Annotated in this window: 18 protein-coding genes; 2 read left to right on the forward strand and 16 right to left on the reverse strand. The window is 60.0% G+C overall.

Going from position 1 to position 16,263, the window contains the following annotated elements; genetic code table 11:
* Nucleotides 1-126: 126 nt before the first annotated feature.
* Together SDD30_RS03405 and SDD30_RS03410 are read left to right on the forward strand one after the other, a co-directional pair.
* Nucleotides 127-342, forward strand: a complete 216-nt coding sequence (locus tag SDD30_RS03405; protein WP_434073534.1) for a hypothetical protein — start codon at nt 127-129, stop codon at nt 340-342.
* Between the two features lie 3 nt (nt 343-345).
* Nucleotides 346-1,182, forward strand: coding sequence for an energy-coupling factor ABC transporter ATP-binding protein (locus SDD30_RS03410; protein ID WP_434073535.1), 837 nt, complete (start codon nt 346-348; stop codon nt 1,180-1,182).
* Between the two features lie 141 nt (nt 1,183-1,323).
* Here the strand turns inward: SDD30_RS03410 and SDD30_RS03415 are convergent, their stop codons facing one another.
* The 16 genes from SDD30_RS03415 to SDD30_RS03490 all read right to left on the reverse strand — a co-directional run bounded on the left by SDD30_RS03415 (nt 1,324) and on the right by SDD30_RS03490 (nt 15,984).
* Nucleotides 1,324-1,491, reverse strand: a complete 168-nt coding sequence (locus SDD30_RS03415; protein ID WP_434073536.1) for a hypothetical protein — start codon at nt 1,489-1,491, stop codon at nt 1,324-1,326.
* Nucleotides 1,492-1,617: 126 nt separating this feature from the next.
* Complete coding sequence (locus SDD30_RS03420; RefSeq protein WP_434073537.1) at nt 1,618-1,956, reverse strand: hypothetical protein; 339 nt, start codon at nt 1,954-1,956, stop codon at nt 1,618-1,620.
* Nucleotides 1,957-2,130: 174 nt separating this feature from the next.
* Nucleotides 2,131-3,789, reverse strand: a complete 1,659-nt coding sequence (locus SDD30_RS03425) for a methyl-accepting chemotaxis protein (protein ID WP_434073538.1) — start codon at nt 3,787-3,789, stop codon at nt 2,131-2,133.
* Between the two features lie 154 nt (nt 3,790-3,943).
* On the reverse strand, nt 3,944-4,774 hold the full coding sequence (gene hisI, locus SDD30_RS03430; protein ID WP_434073539.1) for a phosphoribosyl-AMP cyclohydrolase: 831 nt from the start codon (nt 4,772-4,774) through the stop codon (nt 3,944-3,946).
* A 13-nt stretch (nt 4,775-4,787) separates the two neighbouring features.
* Nucleotides 4,788-5,546 (reverse strand): imidazole glycerol phosphate synthase subunit HisF, encoded by a 759-nt coding sequence (hisF, locus tag SDD30_RS03435; RefSeq protein WP_434073540.1) that lies wholly within the window; start codon nt 5,544-5,546, stop codon nt 4,788-4,790.
* 131 nt (nt 5,547-5,677) lie between these two features.
* The gene (hisA, locus tag SDD30_RS03440) at nt 5,678-6,424 is read right to left on the reverse strand and encodes a 1-(5-phosphoribosyl)-5-[(5-phosphoribosylamino)methylideneamino]imidazole-4-carboxamide isomerase (RefSeq protein WP_434073541.1); all 747 of its coding nucleotides are present in this window, start codon (nt 6,422-6,424) and stop codon (nt 5,678-5,680) included.
* Nucleotides 6,402-7,034 carry an imidazole glycerol phosphate synthase subunit HisH gene (gene hisH, locus SDD30_RS03445; RefSeq protein WP_434073542.1) on the reverse strand — a complete coding sequence of 211 codons (633 nt, stop codon included), beginning with the start codon at nt 7,032-7,034 and terminating at the stop codon, nt 6,402-6,404. Before hisH ends, hisA begins: the two co-directional genes overlap by 23 nt.
* 25 nt (nt 7,035-7,059) lie before the next feature.
* The gene (gene hisB / locus SDD30_RS03450) at nt 7,060-7,650 is read right to left on the reverse strand and encodes an imidazoleglycerol-phosphate dehydratase HisB (RefSeq protein ID WP_434073543.1); all 591 of its coding nucleotides are present in this window, start codon (nt 7,648-7,650) and stop codon (nt 7,060-7,062) included.
* Nucleotides 7,647-8,939: a histidinol dehydrogenase gene (hisD, locus tag SDD30_RS03455; protein ID WP_434073544.1), complete on the reverse strand. Its 1,293-nt coding sequence runs from the start codon at nt 8,937-8,939 to the stop codon at nt 7,647-7,649. Before hisD ends, hisB begins: the two co-directional genes overlap by 4 nt.
* Nucleotides 8,923-9,609 (reverse strand): ATP phosphoribosyltransferase, encoded by a 687-nt coding sequence (gene hisG, locus SDD30_RS03460; RefSeq protein ID WP_434073545.1) that lies wholly within the window; start codon nt 9,607-9,609, stop codon nt 8,923-8,925. The genes hisD and hisG overlap by 17 nt, the downstream gene beginning before the upstream one ends.
* A 39-nt stretch (nt 9,610-9,648) precedes the next feature.
* Nucleotides 9,649-10,824, reverse strand: coding sequence for an ATP phosphoribosyltransferase regulatory subunit (gene hisZ / locus SDD30_RS03465; RefSeq protein WP_434073546.1), 1,176 nt, complete (start codon nt 10,822-10,824; stop codon nt 9,649-9,651).
* Nucleotides 10,825-11,048: 224 nt separating this feature from the next.
* On the reverse strand, nt 11,049-11,348 hold the full coding sequence (locus SDD30_RS03470; protein WP_434073547.1) for a YerC/YecD family TrpR-related protein: 300 nt from the start codon (nt 11,346-11,348) through the stop codon (nt 11,049-11,051).
* Nucleotides 11,349-11,540: 192 nt separating this feature from the next.
* On the reverse strand, nt 11,541-11,768 hold the full coding sequence (locus SDD30_RS03475; RefSeq protein WP_434073548.1) for a hypothetical protein: 228 nt from the start codon (nt 11,766-11,768) through the stop codon (nt 11,541-11,543).
* 92 nt (nt 11,769-11,860) lie between these two features.
* The gene (locus tag SDD30_RS03480) at nt 11,861-13,333 is read right to left on the reverse strand and encodes a Ger(x)C family spore germination protein (protein WP_434073549.1); all 1,473 of its coding nucleotides are present in this window, start codon (nt 13,331-13,333) and stop codon (nt 11,861-11,863) included.
* Nucleotides 13,330-14,427 (reverse strand): GerAB/ArcD/ProY family transporter, encoded by a 1,098-nt coding sequence (locus SDD30_RS03485; RefSeq protein ID WP_434073550.1) that lies wholly within the window; start codon nt 14,425-14,427, stop codon nt 13,330-13,332. Before SDD30_RS03485 ends, SDD30_RS03480 begins: the two co-directional genes overlap by 4 nt.
* Nucleotides 14,428-15,984 carry a spore germination protein gene (locus SDD30_RS03490; RefSeq protein WP_434073701.1) on the reverse strand — a complete coding sequence of 519 codons (1,557 nt, stop codon included), beginning with the start codon at nt 15,982-15,984 and terminating at the stop codon, nt 14,428-14,430.
* Between the last annotated feature and the right edge of the window lie 279 nt (nt 15,985-16,263).

The raw sequence follows: 16,263 nt of genomic DNA on the forward strand, positions 1-16,263 counted from the left end.
TCGCCGTTATGGTAAATATTCCTGCTACATTATGTCGATTTGAAGGTGTTTTGAGAGGGTTTTTGCACCGGAATCATTATTGCCATCGAGCATAACCTTGAACTCCTGGCTGCCGTGGCCGACGAAATGGCTTTGCTTAATGACGGCCGGATTATTTTTCAGGCCCCAACCCGGGAGTTCTTCGATAACTACGACCTGCTAATCGCCAACCGGATCTACCCGCCCGAGGTAACCCAGATGGCTGGTATCTTAAAGAAGGATGGTTTCTGGACCGGTCCCCTTCCTTTAGATATTGAGCAGGCCCGCAAACAAATCCGCAAATCTTTAGCCAGGGTGGTGTAATCCATGGCTGCCTATATCGATGTCCAGAACCTTTCTTATAGTTACCCTGATGGGACGTTAGCTTTAAGGAAGATTAATCTCCGTGTCCATGACGGCGATTTTCTAGCCCTCATCGGCCAGAATGGCTCCGGTAAAACAACCCTTTCCAAATGCTTGAATGGCATTCTGAAACCCAGCGAAGGCACAGTCCTGGTCGATGGCTTCGACACCGGCACCGCTGCCGTTGCCGATATGGTAAGGCGCGTGGGGTACGTTTTTCAAAACCCTGACCATCAGATTTTTAACAGCAGCGTTTACGATGAAATAGCCTACGGACCCCGCAATATCGGCTTAAAAGAAGCGGAAATCAAAGAAAGGGTTATCGAGGCGACGCGGGTGGTGGGCTTAAAGGATGAACACCTGGGCGTCCACCCCTTCTTTTTACCCAAAGGGCTACGCCAGCGGGTAGCTATCGCCTCCATCCTGGCTTTAAGGCCCAAGGTGATTATTGTTGATGAACCGACAACCGGCCAGGATATGCACCAGTCCCACGAGATAATGAATTTCCTGACCGAACTCCACGAAAACAGCGGCCACATCATCATCATTATTACCCACGACATGCCTATCGTCGCTCGCTACGCCAAAAGGGCCGTAGTTATGGCCATGGGACAAATTATTATGGACGGGCCGACAGACGAGGTGTTTGCCCACCCGGAGGAATTAAAAAAGAGCTTTGTTAAACCGCCCCAGATTACCCGCCTGGGCCAAAGTTTATTAACCTACGGTTTTCCCCCCAATATATTGCGGGTTGAAGAAATGGCGACCATCATTAAGGAAAAAATAGCCTTTGCCCCTTAGAAACAAAAAAAGGCAGCTATTACTTTTCCCGCAAAAGTAATAGCTGCCCGATCGTGAAAATCGAGGTTGGTGTTGGACGTAAGCCCCGGTATGAAAGTCTGCCTTCTGCCAGCGCCAACCTATCGGTATCACTGGCAAATTTTAATCTGCCGGCGGCACCGGTGAAGGAATGGCAAAGGCCAGGATTGAAGCGAACAGGAAAAAGAGGGAACCCACCAGGCTCAAAACATTGACCAAAAAGGTGAGATCAAAAGTGGGTTTCTGCGCGGGCTTTTGCCGGGGCGGTGCCCCGGGTCTTTCATTAGGCATAACCCAACACCTCCGTACCCTTTATCTCCTAGCTTAACCAGCGAATCTGCGGCCCCTTGAAAGGAAACCAGTTCTCCTGGCGTAAAATCGAACTCCCACAAGGGTAGCGCGGTTATATCTTAATAATTAGTTGCCCTTCCCCCAGCCTTTTAAAAACTCCTCGACATCCGGCGGCAGCGGCTGGCCGTTATTCAACTCATAGGCCATGCCCTGGATAACCTGGGAAAGCTGCTGTTTCACCTCCGGGCTCAAATCCTTGGTCAGGTTATTAATCATGCCCGGCATATCCACCTGGCCATCCGGGAAGAAGCTGCTCGGGTCAAAACCGGCCTGCTTCATTAGTTCCTCTAAAGCCCGGGGGTTGTCGGGGGTTATACCCAACTCTTTGAATACCTGGCCGGGGGAGATCCCCTGCATGGCGGCTTCCAACAGGCGCTGGCGCAGGGTTTCGGGATCAATGCTCACTGGCTTCACCCCATTGTTTAAAAATTAATCTATAATCATCATATGTCCCGCCCCGCCTTTTAGTGCCGGGCTACAATAACCCGGCCCAGAAAATTCTCCCGGGCGGACGCCTAATAAAAGACGCGCCCCTGGTAAATAATGAGAGGGCGCGCCCTTATTGCCAGCAATAGCCGCTTATCTTTCCGCCGGGGCGATGTTGGCCGCCAGGACGCCTGCAATCCGGCCGTCATCACTGCGGACCGGCACGGACACGGTAATAGCCACCCGGTTGGAACTCTGGGTCACATAGGGCTCGCTAGCATAGTTTTCACCCTTGATGGCCGCCTGGAACCACGGCCGGAAGGCCCAATTGGTAACTGCTGCCTGCGGCCGGTTGTAGATGGCTTGACCATCGGGCAGGGTGGCGATCAGGGTCTGGATAATGGGCGAGTTACTGAAGGTTTCATCGAGAAGGGGCGCCAGGCTGGTGGCCTCCATCTTTTTAACGGCCGGGTTGGCGGCTACCTTAGCCAATACCGCCTGACCTTCCCGTATAAGCTCCCGGCGTAAACCTGCATCCCAACCTTCCCTGGTGTAGGCAGCGGCCATAGTCGCGAAATTCTGGGCCATCTCCGTAAACTTGCGGGTATTCTCCTCTACCACGGCCATGGTGGCCTTTTGTTCCTGGGTCGAGGCCGACACCTCTTCGATACTGGCCGCCGTCTCCTGGGCCACGGCAGCCATGCGGTTGGCAGCTTCGCTGACCTCCTTCACCCTGGCCAGCTGGTTGGCAGCCTGGTGACTGATGTTGGTCATGACCTCCGCCGCTTTGCTGATCGCCTGGCTCACAGTAGTAAAGTTCTCCCGCACCTGGGCGCCGCGCTGGAGGTTATGCTGGACCAGTTCCACGTTCTTGTCCACCTGGGCCGCCGTCTGGCGCGCTTCGTCGCCGATAGAGGCGGCCAGGGAGGTTATATTCTGGGCTGCCGCCGCCGATTGTTCGGCCAGCTTGCGCACCTCTTGGGCTACCACGGCGAAGCCGCGGCCCTGCTCTCCGGCCCGGGCAGCTTCGATGGCGGCGTTCAGGGCCAGGAGGTTGGTCTGATCGGCGATATCCGTCACCGCCTGGACCAAGGTATTGATCTGGTTCATTTTGGCTTCCAGCTGGCGCATCCGCCCGGCCGCTTCCTGGATGGAAGTAGCCCCGGCTTTGATCTCCTGGAGCAACTGCTCCAAAAAACCCTGGCCTTCCTTTTCCTTCTGGCTGACCTCCTCACCCAGCTCCATACCCAGGCTGGCCCGGTCGCTGATGTCCTCCGCCAGACTATGTAAAACATTGATATTTTCGGCTACCTGCTGGGCTGAACCGGCCTGCTCGTCGGCGCCGCTGGCAATGCCCTGGATGGCCGCCGTAACCTCTTCCAGATTACGATAAGTAGTGCCGGAACTCTCCCCCAGATTACGAGAAAAGTAACTTAATTCATCGGCAGTCAACTGCAGGCGGCCTACCAGGCGGTAAAAGCTATCCAGGACGGCTGTCACCGGTCCCTGGAAGCTCTCCCCCAACTGAGCCCCCTGCAAAGACTGCTGGGCCCGGACCGGGTCGCCCTCCCCCAGTAAATTGAGGAACTGCAGCATCCGTTGCAAGGGCCGCATCCACTTTATGTAAAGGTTAGTGAGGATAATCAGGCTTAAAACCAAACCTAAAGCGCCGGCGATAATGGCCGGTAAAAGGAGGGTCTGCCAGCTGGTACCCTGCAGGGCCACCAGGGCCGTACCTATGGTGCCCGGCGCCAGGGCCAGCAGCAGTAAAAGGATAAAATAGAGCAGTTTAGTGCGCCAACTAATTACCATAATCCCCCACCTCCGTACATTATTCTTTATATTACCACAAATACCGAGCCTTGGCCAGGAAAAAATAAGGGGGGGAGTCTTTCCCCCAACCACATTCTGGAGCAATGCTTAATGACGCGCAGGTTGCGGGGCTGCCGGCTTCTGCCATCTATATTTAGCGTCGGGCGGCCAGCTCGGCAGCCAGCTCACCCGGTTCCAGGTCGTGGTAGGCCAGGAGGACCAGGGTGTGGTAGTAGAGGTCAGCCAGTTCGTAAAGGATCTCATGCCGGCTGTCGTTTTTAGAGGCGATGATCGCCTCCCCGGCCTCTTCGCCGATTTTCTTCAAGATCTTGTCCTGGCCATTATTAAAAAGATAAGCCGTATAGGAGCCCTCGGGCCTGGTGGCCTGGCGCTCCTTGATCACCCGAAAGACCTCGTTCAGAACAGCTCCCAGGTCGAATTTAGCGGTTGGGGCGGGAACATCTCCCGGCCCAGCCGTGGCTACCGGCGGCAAAGCAGGGGCCTGTACGCCGGCCGCGTCTAAACCCCCGTGTCCGTCGCCGTCTGACGCCGGCCCCTTCCGGCCCGGTTCTTCCGGTGCAGGGTAACACCCCCCCTCTGGTACACTGCCTGCCATCCAGCCGCCTCCCCCTGCGGTGGTCCGGGGGCGGCTCACCTGCAAGGGCAAGGGATTATGGAAACAGGAAAACTCCCCTTCGTGGCAGGCCACCCCTACCTGGCGTACCTGGAAAAGGAGGGCGTCGGCGTCGCAGTCATAACTGGCAGCTTCGATATACTGGCGGTGGCCCGATGTCGCCCCTTTATGCCATAACTCCCGGCGGCTGCGGCTATAGAACCAGGTCTCACCGGTGGCCAGGGTCCGGGCCAGGGACTCCCGGTTCATATAGGCCAGCATTAACACCTGGCCGCTCGCGATATCCTGAATAATGGCCGGGATCAGGCCCTCGGCGTTAAAGTGAATAATACTGGGAATAGTAACGGCCATAGGAAATACCTCCTTACAACCGCACCGGTACGCCGCGTTGGGCCAGGTAGTCCTTGGCTGCGGCAATAGTATAGGTACCAAAGTGAAAGATAGAAGCAGCCAGGACAGCATCAGCGCGGCCGGTCGTTAGACCCTGGTAAAGGTGCTCCAGGCTGCCGACACCGCCGGAGGCAATTACCGGGATATTGACGGCCTGGCTGACGGCGGCCGTCAGCTCCAGGTCATAGCCGTCCTGGGTACCGTCGCAGTCCATGCTGGTTAAAAGGATCTCCCCGGCCCCCAGCTCCTCCGCCTGCCGTGCCCAGGCGAGCGCCCCTTTGCCGGTGGGCCGCCGGCCGCCGTGGGTATAGACCTCCCATTCACCGGGACCGGTACGCCGGGCATCGATGGCCACCACCACGCACTGGCTGCCGAAACGCCGGGCGGCCATAGCCACCAGGTCCGGGTCCAGGACGGCGGCTGTGTTCAGGGAGATCTTGTCGGCCCCGGCAGCCAGCATGGCACGGATGTCCTCAACCGATCGCAGGCCCCCGCCGACGGTAAAGGGGATGAAGACCTCTGCCGCCACCCGCCGGGCCACGTCGACCATAATATTCCGGCCCTCCACCGAGGCGGAGATATCCAGGAAGACCAATTCGTCGGCCCCGGCCCGGTCATAGGCCGCCGCCAATTCTACCGGATCACCGGCATCCCTCAGGTTTAAGAAGTTGGTACCTTTCACCACCCGGCCGTGGTCGACGTCCAGGCAGGGTATAATCCGCTTGGTGAGCATTCCCTCATGCCCCTCCGAAATTAGCTGGTTATTAATAACCTGACTCCGGAAGATCCCCTAAAAACAGCAATTAATACCGTAAGGTTCCGGCTGCCTGGTAATAGCTTGATGTCCTGGCAATCAGCATCTACCTACTTGCTTGCCTGGCTAGCAATTCCCCCGGCCACGGCCAGGGCCTCCTCCAAGGTAAAATTGCCGTTATAAAGGGAGCGGCCCAGGATAGCCCCCTCTACGCCTATGGTTTCCAGCTCCCCTAGAGCCCGCAGGTCGTCCAGGCTGGCGATGCCCCCGGAGGCGATAATCTTTAAATCACTGTGGCAGGCCATCTCCCGGATAGCGGCAGTGTTAGGGCCCTGCAGGGTGCCGTCACGGCTGATGTCAGTAAAGACCGTCCTTTTAACCCCCAGGGTGGCCATACTCTGGGCGAACTCCACCGCCCCCCGGGACACCGTAGCCTCCCAGCCCTCGATGGCGACCATCCCTGCACGGCTGTCGATGCCTACGACTACCTGTTCGCCAAAACGTTCCACCGCCGCAGCTACAACCTCCGGGTTGGTAATGGCTACCGTACCCAAGACCACCCGGGCGGCGCCGGCAGCCAGCAGGGCCGCCAGGCTCTCCAGGCTGCGGATGCCACCCCCCACCTGGACCGGTACCCCAGCGGCCTTGATAATGGCTGCCACAACCTCCTGGTTGCGCGGCCGGCCGGCAAAGGCGCCGTCCAGGTCCACCACGTGGAGCCAGGAAGCCCCCCGTTCCACCCACCCCCGGGCTACAGCCACCGGATCGGTGGAATAGACGGTCTCGTCTTCCAGCCGCCCCTGGTAAAGACGCACACAGCGGCCCTCACGTAAATCAATGGCCGGCATGATCAGCATGACGCACCACCTCCCCGAAATTCTTTAAAACCGCCAACCCCAGGCTGCTACTCTTCTCGGGATGAAACTGGACCCCGAAGAGGTTGCCCCGCTGGATGCTGACGGCAAACTCGAGGCCGTAGGTGGTCGTCCCCGTAACCACTTCTGCATCCCGGGGGACAATATAATAAGAATGGACAAAGTAGAAGTTTGTTCCCGCGGGAATCCCCTGGAAGAGGGCTCCCGGCCGCGGGAAGCGGACCTGGTTCCAGCCCATATGGGGCACCTTCAGGCCCCCCGGCAGCCTCTTAACCGCACCGGGCAGGAGATCCAGGCCGGCTACCAGTCCCCCTTCCTCGCTGGTGGAAAATAGGAGTTGCAGCCCCAGGCAGATACCCAGGAAGGGCACCCCCCGTTCTACCACCTGGCTGATGACGGCCACCAGCCCCTGCTGCTGCAGGTTGGTCATAGCGTCGGCAAAGGCCCCTACCCCGGGCAGGATCACCCCGGGAGCAGCAGTGATTACTCCGGGGTCGCCAGTGACCTCAGCAGGATAACCCAGCCGGGCCAGGGCCTTCTGGACGCTCAAAAGGTTACCCATCCCATAGTCGATAATAGCTAACGGGCGCATGCAGGTGCCTCCAAAAAATCGCTATTTAAGTAAGGCTCCCCTTGGTGGAAGGTACTCCGGCCACCTGGGGGTCGAGGGTGACGGCCTGCCGGAGGGCCCGGCCCAGGGCTTTAAAGAGGGCCTCCGCCAGGTGGTGACTATTATGGCCGGCCAGTTGCCGGGCGTGGAGGGTCAGGCCGCTGTTGTTAACCAGGGCCCGCAAAAACTCCTCCACCAGCTCCGTCTCCAGGCTGCCAATCCGACCCGGGAGCAACTCCAGGCCCCAGGCCAGGTAGGGGCGGCCGCTGCAATCCAGGACCACCTGGACCAGGGCTTCGTCCATGGGTACCAGGGCGCTGCCGTAGCGGCCAATACCCGCTTTATCCCCCAGGGCCTCCTTCAGGGCCTGTCCCAGGCAGATGCCGATATCCTCCACGGTGTGGTGGTTATCGACCTCCAGGTCGCCCTCGGCCCAAACCTTCAGGTCCAGGAGGCCGTGGCGGGCCAGCTGGGCCAGGAGGTGATCAAAGAAAGGGATGCCGCTGCTTCCCTGCCAGGTGCCGCTACCGTCCAGTTCCAGCTTGACGCGAATATTTGTCTCCGTTGTCCGCCGCTCAACAAGGGCCTCGCGACTCATTGCGAACTACCCCCTTCTCCCACCCGCAGGGCTATTGCCTGGGCGTGGGCTTCCAGGCCCTCGGCCCGGGCCAGGTCCTGGATGAAGCCGCCGGCCGCCTGCAGGTAGGCCGGGCTGGCGGCAATGAGACTGCTCCTCTTCATAAAGGTAGCCACGCTCAAAGGCGAATAGAACCGGGCTGTGCCCCCGGTAGGCAGGACGTGGCTGGGGCCGGCCAGGTAATCCCCCAGGGGTTCGGAGCTGTAGGGTCCCAGGAAAATGGCCCCGGCATTCTCCACCTGGCCCACCAGGCCCCAGGGGTCGGTTACATACAGCTCCAGGTGTTCCGGTGCCAAGTTATTGGCCAGATCCAGGGCTACTTCCAGGTCGGCCGCTACCACGGCCGCCCCATAATCCTCCAGGGAACGGCTGGCTATCTCCCGCCGGGGCAGGGTAGCCAGCTGGCGATCTACCGCAGCGACCACTGCCCGGGCCAGGCCGGCATCAGGCGTAATCAGGACCGCCCCGGCCAGGTTGTCGTGTTCGGCCTGGGAGAGGAGGTCAGCGGCCACCCACTCCGGTCGGGCGTTGCCGTCGGCAATGACGACAATCTCGCTGGGCCCGGCCAGCATATCGATGTCCACCTGGCCATAGACTTCTTTCTTGGCCAGGGTGACGTAAATATTCCCCGGCCCGGCGATCTTATCCACCGGCGGCACCTTTTCCGTTCCATAGGCCAGGGCGGCTACAGCCTGGGCGCCCCCCATTTTATAGATCTCCTCCACCCCGGCCACAGATGCCGCTACCAGCAGTAGGGGCGGCAGGGTGCCGTCCCGGCGCGGCGGGGTGGCCAGGGCTAGCTCCGCTACCCCGGCCACCCGGGCCGGTACGGCGGTCATCAACACTGAGGAAGGATAAGCCGCCGTGCCGCCAGGTACGTAGAGGCCCACCCGCCCCAGGGGCCGGCAGAGCTGGCCCAGGATGGTACCTGTTTTATCCGTTTCCATCCAGGAACCCTTCCATTCCCGGCGGTGATAGGCCTCAATATTATCCCGGGCCTTAGAAATGGCCTGCACCAGGTGATCAGGGACGGCCTGGAAGGCCGCCTCGACTTCTTCACGCGTCACCCGGAAACCGGCTGCCTGCAAGTCAACGCCGTCCAGTTCGCGGGTATAACGCTCTACCGCGGCCTGGCCTGCTGCCTTTACATCGGCCACAATAGCCCGTACCCTGGCGGCCACTTTTTCCTGGGCCAGTAAGCGCCCGGACCAGCGACGCCGGACCTCTTCCCCATCACGAAGTGGTAACAACTTTTTCTCCCCCTTGACCGGCCGCCCGCTTCAGGGATTCCACCACCGGGGTAAGGCGGCGATAATTAATGCGATAGCTAACCCGGTTGGCTATCAGGCGGGCAGTAGATGGAAAGATAGGAGCGACCTCCACCAGGTCGTTCTCCTTCAGGGTCCGCCCGGTAGAGACGATATCGACGATCAAATCCGCCAGGCCCGCCCGGGGAGCCAGTTCAATATTGCCGTGGAGTTTGATGATCTCTACCGGCAGCCCGCGTTCCTGAAAAAAAGAGGCCGCCACCCGGGGGAACTTGGTGGCCACCCGCCGGCTGCCGGCCAACAGGTTCTCCAGGGAGCGGCCGGCCCCTTCCCAGCGCTCCCTGGGGGCGGCGACGACAAAACGGCAGTAGCCGAAGCCCAGATCGGCCAGCTCAAAGACGTCCGCCCCGGCTTCGGCCAAGGTATCCTTGCCGACAATTCCCAGGTCAGCAGCCCCGTGCTCCACATAGGTCGGCACGTCTGTGGGCCGGCAGATCAGGTAACGTACCCCTTCGGCGGGGAAGATAAAGGTCAACTGCCGGGCTTCGGTAGCCACTCCCTCTACCGGCAACCCGGCTGCCTGTAAAAGCTGTAAAGCATCCTGGCCCAGCTTGCCCTTGGGCAGGGCCAGGGTCAGCAAATTGGCACCCATGATCTTCCTCCGTAAATTCTCGGCTAGCAAACTTCGCGCTCAGCCTTCCTCGTCCACCCAGACTAAGGTCAAGTTCTGATCTGCGGCCCGGGCGGCTGCTTCCGCCCGCCCCCGGCTCTCACCATCGAGAATTACCATTGCTCCGTCCCGGCGCAGTTCCCGGGCCCGCCGAAGGAGGGCGGCCGGATCCGGCCCGGCTACCAGGTAGCCCTCTGCCGGGCTTACCTGGATCATAGCACCCCTGGCGTGAAGGACCCTTTCCAGGCCCAGGGCGAAGCCCGTAGCCGGGCAGGGATAGCCAAACCGGGCCAGGAGCCCGTCATAACGGCCGCCGCCGCAGATTGGAGCCCCCATACCCGGCGCGTAACCTTCAAAGACAATCCCCGTATAATAATCAAAATCCCGCAGGATGCCCAGATCGATAAAGAGCCATTTCTCCAGGCCGGCGGCCCGCAAAGCCGCCCATACCCGGGACAACTCCGCCAGGGAAGCGGCCGCGGCCGTATGGCCGAAACAGGCCCGGGCCTCGGCCAGGGCCTCGTCGCCGCCGTTGATGGCAGCCAGCAATTCCAGCTGCCGTCGCCGCTCCCCGGTTAAATGATATTCGTCATAGATTCCTTCCAGGGCCACTAGGTCCTTGCCGGTCAGGGCGGTTTTAATCCTGGCGACAACCTCCGGGGCCAGGCCCAGATCCTGGAGGACGTCCTTGGTCACGGCCACTTGGCCCAACCCCAGACGAAAATCATCCAAACCAGCCTGCACCAGGCTTTCCACTGCCAGGGCAATGATCTCCACATCCCCGGCCACGCCCCCGGCACCGATAAGCTCCACACCCGCCTGGTGGAACTCCCTCTGCCGCCCGGCCTGGGGTTCCTCATAGCGAAAGACCCGGGCGCTGTAACCCAGGCGCAGGGGCAGTTCCCGGCGGCGCAGGGAGGTTGCTGCCAGGCGGGCAATGGGAGCGGTCATTTCCGGCCGCAGGGCCAGGACCCGCCCCTGGCGGTCGATAAATTTGTAGAGGGTATCTTCATCCCCGGCCGGGGAGCCGGCTTGAAAGGTTGCCGCGAATTCCAGGGTCGGGGTCATTACTTCCTGGTAACCCCAGCTCCGGAAGCAAGCCAGCAGCCGCTGTTCCAGTTGCCTGAGGGCGGCCGCCTGGGGAGGCAAAAAGTCCCTTACCCCGGCTGGCACCTGGAGGGGAAGGTTAATGGCCACTCTGGCTCCACCTGCTTTAATATGTTAACGTATTAACGTAATGATAACACTCGTTCCCCCCGCAAAGCAAAGCCCGCCTACCGCTATAAATGGCCCTGACTATTAATTAGCTCCCCTAAAAGCAGATAGAGGCAGGAAAACTGCCGGTTACACCCGGGCTTGCCGCTTTCCTACCTGGATCCCACCCTGCCCCGGGCTCTCACCCCGACCCGGTTCCGGAGGTTCTATTTACCATCGCTCTCCAGGCGCTCTAGAATCAGCTTATAACCGTCGGCGCCATAATTTAAAAATCGCTTGACCCGGCTGATGGTGGCGGTGCTGGCCCCGGTGATTTCGGCAATGGCCGTATAGGTGACCCCCTGCCGTAAAAGACGGGCTACGGCCAGGCGCTGGGCCATGGCTTTGATCTCGGCGGTGGTACAGAGGTCTTCAAAGAAACGGTAACACTCGTCAATATCTTCCAGGGCCAGGATGGCCTGGAAGAGCCCATCGACCTGGGGGTCCCGTAATTTATCCCGATCCATAAAAACCCTCTCCCAGACACCATTATATTTTCAGACAAAAGCAGACGGCGGCCATCGCGACCATATTCCGGGCCTAAGGTCATCGGTGGGTGTTCACTACCCGGCCGCGGCAGTTCAAGGAAATTGCTTGAAAACCGCCCTGGTTATTTTCGCCACGGACCAGGCTTTTTCCTCCTGAAAATCACTGCTCCTTCAACCAATCAACCCGCTCAACCATTCCGTCAACGGGCCAAAGACCCGGGCCAGGAGCTTGGCCGGACTGGGAAGGGGGAGGTTTAAGGCCACGGCCAAGGCTAGGGCCAGGCCCAAGGTCCAGATAATGCCCATGACGGTGAGTTCCCGCCATTCTTTTTTCTGCCAGAGGGTTGGAGCGTCCAAATAGGCGATACTCAGGAACCCCAGGACAATAAGGATTAGCATTTTCCCCTTAATAACCTCCCCCGAAAATAGGGTTCTGCCAAAATGGACCCACAGGTGGGGATGGGCCCCGGCGCTAGAGCAAGTAAAGGGGTTTACCTGGTGTTGCCCTGGGTGACGCTTTTACCACCCGCGGCCCTGATTATGCCCGGCGTCCTGTTGGTCATACCCACCCGCCGCAACTGGATCTCGACCTCGACCTGCACCTGGGCCCGGGGAAATTCATCGTTCCAGTGGTCCTGGACCTGGTGCCAGTAGCGGGTATTGCTCCGGTGCAGGATCTCGCCGAAACCGAAAAGGTCCGTCCGCAGTTCCTGCTGGGCTTTAGCCACGACGGCCCGGGCGCGGTCGGCAATTTCTTTGTTCACGGCCTCCTGAATGACCCGTAACTGGTCCAGGTTGTCAGGGTTGAAGTTGCCTATCACCTCGAGCAAATCGCCGTGGCCCTTGATGTGTACTGTAAAAACAACCTGCTGGCCCTGGACCCGGGCCTGCGTATTGGTGTTAATACGGTGAAAGGCAATAGAAGCCCGGGCCGGTGTTGGGGTCGGAGTTTGCACCAGGGGCAGATCCCGGCGCTCTCCCTTCGTCGCCCTGGGGCTTGGCGCCCCGCCCTGGCCGGGACCCTGGTCCTCCCCGGGGGATGCACCCTGCCCCTGGCCGGCATCCGGACTCTGTTCCTGGCCCTTTTGCCGGCCCGGACCCTGTCCCGTCAGCGGTCCCCGGACCCCGGGCGGGAGGGACACAGTAATAACTCCTTCCGTTACCTCCCCCCGCAGCCACATGAGGCCGTTGGTCTCCCTTTCGTCGAGCCAGCCAACCAGGCGGTCGTAGCGGAAAGCTCCGGCACCCTTGATGACTACAGCTTCGGGTTGTTGCTTTTTCTCTCCTTCCTTGCCCCCTCTCCCGGCGTCCTGTCCCCCACCGCCACCTGGTGCCTGGCTTCCCTGTTCCGGTGTCGGCGTCATAACCACCTCGGGCAGGGCCGGGTTATCTCCCGGCGCCTCCCACATGGCCAGAAGGTCCTTTAATTCCACTTTAAAAGTGGTGTGATTGCGTAAAATTCCCGTCAAGATGGTACCGGTGTTTAGTTCGATCCCCGGCGGCAGGTCCAGCACCCGGCGCGCTTCACCCCTCGTGATTAAAACCGGCGTGATCAGCCGCATCTGGCGATCGCGGATAAAAAGGTCCAGGTAATACAACCCCCGGCGGGCCAGGTCGGCGCCAATAACCAGGACCCGGTTCTGGGCCCAGTAAAGGCGCCGCGGCACCTGTCCTTCCAGCCGGCGGGCGGCCTGGGAGTAGTCGCTGCCGGTGGCACTGATAATCTCACCTGCTTTCTTGGGTTCACCGCCGCCGCCGCCACCCATGGAGGGGCCCCCGCCTACGGCCCGGGGAATAACAACATAAACGCTCAAACGCACCTGGTTTCCAGGAGCGGTATCCAGGGCCGCAGCCATAACAATCGCCAGATCTTCAATCTCGTGGCGGCTCCAGCAGCCGGTGAGGAGGGGCAGGCCGCAGGCCAGCAAAACCCCGGCCAGCAACCGCCGGCACCAGACCCTCACGACCCGGTCCTCCTTTTCCCCCGCAGCCAGGCCACGACCAGCAAAAGCGCCGGCAGCAGGAGCTGCCAGGTCAAAGTCCAGCCCGGTTCGACCATCAACAAATCACGCCGAACTTCACTGAGGTTTTGATAAGAAATAACCGCGATCACGATGTTCAAAGCCCCCAGGGGCGCCACCAGGGGCCGGAACTCCTTGAGTCCGGTGACAGAAGCCAAGCCCAGGGCGGTAACATAAAGGTTAAGGGTGATTTTAATAAACACCCCGGCCACCCAGATGGCCAGGAAAAGCACTTCGATGCGCTCAAAAAACTGGCCCAAGGAGACTACGCGCGCCAGGGTATAACCGGCAAAAATCAGGCGCGAGGCTTCGAAGGGCCCAAAGGCAAAGATTATCCCCATGGTCACCAGGCCCAGGAAAAAGGCGATGCCTGCCAATCCGGTTACCAGACTGAGCCCCAGGGCCCGGGGCGAATTGACGAAGGCGCCGTAGGCAGCCAGGATAATCACCTGGCCCAGGAAACTCCAGGTCACCAGGGCGCCGCCCAAAACCGGGCGGGGGCCGTATTCCATTACGGGGAACAGGTTGCGGACCGTCATTTCCGGCGCGGCAAAGAGCAGGATAATAACTATAAACGCCACCAGCAAGGGCATGATAAAATCCGTACAGCGGGCGATAACCTCCAGGCCTTGGCGGGCGGCATAGATAGCTACGGCGACAATACTGCAGGCAAAAAACAGGCAAGGTGTCTCCGGCATGACAGCAGTCGTCAAAAACTCACTGAACTCCCGGATGACGACGGAGTTTAGTAAAAAGAAAGCCAGGACAAATAACAGAGCCGCCATTTTGCCCACCGGTTTTCCCAGGATCAACTCGCAATATTGAAATAGGGTATAATGGGGAAAGCGTTGGGCCAGCAGGTAAATACCGAGGGACAGTACTCCGGCCGCCAAAGTGGCCACAATAACGGCCAGCCAGGCATCCTGGTGGGCGCGCAGGGCCAGTAGGGACGGTAGGAAAAGAATGGCCGTGGGCAGGATGGCGAACCACAACAACACCGCCGCCTGGCGGGGGCTGATATAACCCTCTTCCCGCATCTAGGAATCTCCCCTTCGGGGTGGGGGATTGGAACTGGCCGGCGGCGTCGGCTGCAGGCCGGCCCCCTGGCGGATCGGGTCGCGGTAGCCGATCTGGTCGGGCCGGGAGTTCATGGCCCAGCGGGGCACCCGCACAAAGACATCTTTAAAATCGCCGAAGTTTGCCGGTGCCACCGGCGCCAGGTAGGGAACGCCAAAGGAACGCAGGGTATTCAGGTGCACCAGGATAACCAGCAGGCCGAGCATGATACCGTAAAAACCGATGGTTCCCGCCAAAATCAGCATGATGAAACGGAGCAGGCGCAAAGTAATGGCCATGGCGTAAGAAGGGGTGGCAAAGGAGCTAATCCCCGTCATGGCGACGACAATGACCATGGCCGGGGAAACCAGACTAGCGCTGACGGCCGCCTCGCCGATGACCAGGGCGCCGACAATACTCACCGCCTGGCCTACCGGCCGGGGCAGGCGCACCCCGGCCTCCCGCAGGAGTTCGAAGGTCAGCTCAATAATCAGGGCTTCCACCACCGCCGGGAAGGGAATCCCTTCCCGCTGGGAGGCCAGCTTGACCAGGAGGTTGGTAGGCAACATTTCCTGGTGAAAGGTGCTGACGGCCACATAAAGTGCCGGCAAGAGGAGGGCGACATTCAGGGCGACAAACCGGGCCAGGCGCAGGAAACTGGCCAGGTAATACCGTTCATAATAATCCTCGCTGGACTGGAGGAATTGGACAAAAACGGTGGGTACAACAAGGGCAAAGGGAGTATTATCCACCAAGATGCCCACCCGCCCCTCCAGCAGGGCGGCCGCCACTTTATCCGGCCTCTCGGTATGGTCAATCTGGGGAAAAGGGGAAGTAGGGTTGTCTTCAATAAGCTCTTCGATGTAGGCGCTTTCCAGGACGCCGTCGATCTGGATCCGCTCCAGGCGCTGACGCACCTCTCGCACCACCGCCGGGTCGGCCAGGTCCTCGATGTAAGCAATAACGACGTTGGTCATGGTATAGCGACCCAGGCAGATAGCCTCCATCTTCAGGGCGGGGGTCTTCAGGCGCCGGCGAATGAGGGACGTATTGGCCCGCAGGCTTTCGATAAAGCTCTCCCGCGGGCCCCGTACCGCGCTCTCGGTTATGGGCTCTTCAATGGACCGGTGCTCCCAGGAGCGGGTACTCAGGGCCAGGGCTTTTTTATAACCATCCAGGAGCAGGACCGTGTCGCCGTTGAGGACGTGTTTGACCACGACCGCCAGATTATCACAAACCGCCACGTCCGTCAGGGGCATAATGCTCTCCATGACGGTGACCAAGTCCCGGGTCTTCTCCGCCAGGTACCGGGCCAACTCCGCCGGCGCCTGCTGCAGGGTCCGCACCAGGGTATCTTCAATCAGTTTTTTATCGGCCATGCCGTCGATATAAAAAACGGCTACCTTGAGCGCCTGACCCAGATAAAAATCGCGGTGGACGACGTCGCTGCATTTAGCAAAGATCTTCTTTAATTGCTCCAGGTTGAGCTTCAGTTCGGCCGTCAGCTGGTATTCCTCCAGGGGCGGGTAGGGGGTCATCTGGTTATTGCCAGAGGACTGACCCTGAACCTGTTTCCCGCCCTGCTTCCCCTGTTGGACCGGACGCTGCCGGCGGCGGAACAGGGCCGCTCTTAAAGGCTTGCGATAAGGACCGGGCAATTTTGTTCCCTCCTACGTACACAGGCTGGACTTCCATGCCGCCAGGCGGCACCACCGGAAAATAAAAAACCGGCGCCAGCCCTTCCCATGGAAGTTAGCTTTCACCGGTGGAGGAAACTTTATGCATCCAGGGGTATTTCGGGATTTATTGTCCCACAG

The sequence above is a fragment of the Moorella naiadis (nom. illeg.) genome (genome assembly GCF_051020825.1).
In the GTDB taxonomy this organism is placed as follows: Bacteria; Bacillota; DSM-521; order Neomoorellales; family Neomoorellaceae; genus Neomoorella; species Neomoorella naiadis.

Coding starts and splice junctions, on each gene's coding strand:
- SDD30_RS03415 (WP_434073536.1), bottom strand. CDS start 1,491: ATGCCTAATGAAAGACCCGGGGCACCGCCCCGGCAAAAGCCCGCGCAG.
- hisH (WP_434073542.1), bottom strand. CDS start 7,034: ATGCGCCCGTTAGCTATTATCGACTATGGGATGGGTAACCTTTTGAGC.
- SDD30_RS03475 (WP_434073548.1), bottom strand. CDS start 11,768: ATGCTAATCCTTATTGTCCTGGGGTTCCTGAGTATCGCCTATTTGGAC.
- SDD30_RS03425 (WP_434073538.1), bottom strand. CDS start 3,789: ATGGTAATTAGTTGGCGCACTAAACTGCTCTATTTTATCCTTTTACTG.
- hisG (WP_434073545.1), bottom strand. CDS start 9,609: ATGGGTGCCAATTTGCTGACCCTGGCCCTGCCCAAGGGCAAGCTGGGC.
- hisB (WP_434073543.1), bottom strand. CDS start 7,650: ATGAGTCGCGAGGCCCTTGTTGAGCGGCGGACAACGGAGACAAATATT.
- hisF (WP_434073540.1), bottom strand. CDS start 5,546: ATGCTCACCAAGCGGATTATACCCTGCCTGGACGTCGACCACGGCCGG.
- SDD30_RS03405 (WP_434073534.1), top strand. CDS start 127: ATGGCTTTGCTTAATGACGGCCGGATTATTTTTCAGGCCCCAACCCGG.
- SDD30_RS03490 (WP_434073701.1), bottom strand. CDS start 15,984: ATGACCCCCTACCCGCCCCTGGAGGAATACCAGCTGACGGCCGAACTG.
- SDD30_RS03485 (WP_434073550.1), bottom strand. CDS start 14,427: ATGCGGGAAGAGGGTTATATCAGCCCCCGCCAGGCGGCGGTGTTGTTG.
- SDD30_RS03410 (WP_434073535.1), top strand. CDS start 346: ATGGCTGCCTATATCGATGTCCAGAACCTTTCTTATAGTTACCCTGAT.
- SDD30_RS03470 (WP_434073547.1), bottom strand. CDS start 11,348: ATGGATCGGGATAAATTACGGGACCCCCAGGTCGATGGGCTCTTCCAG.
- hisA (WP_434073541.1), bottom strand. CDS start 6,424: ATGCTGATCATGCCGGCCATTGATTTACGTGAGGGCCGCTGTGTGCGT.
- hisI (WP_434073539.1), bottom strand. CDS start 4,774: ATGGCCGTTACTATTCCCAGTATTATTCACTTTAACGCCGAGGGCCTG.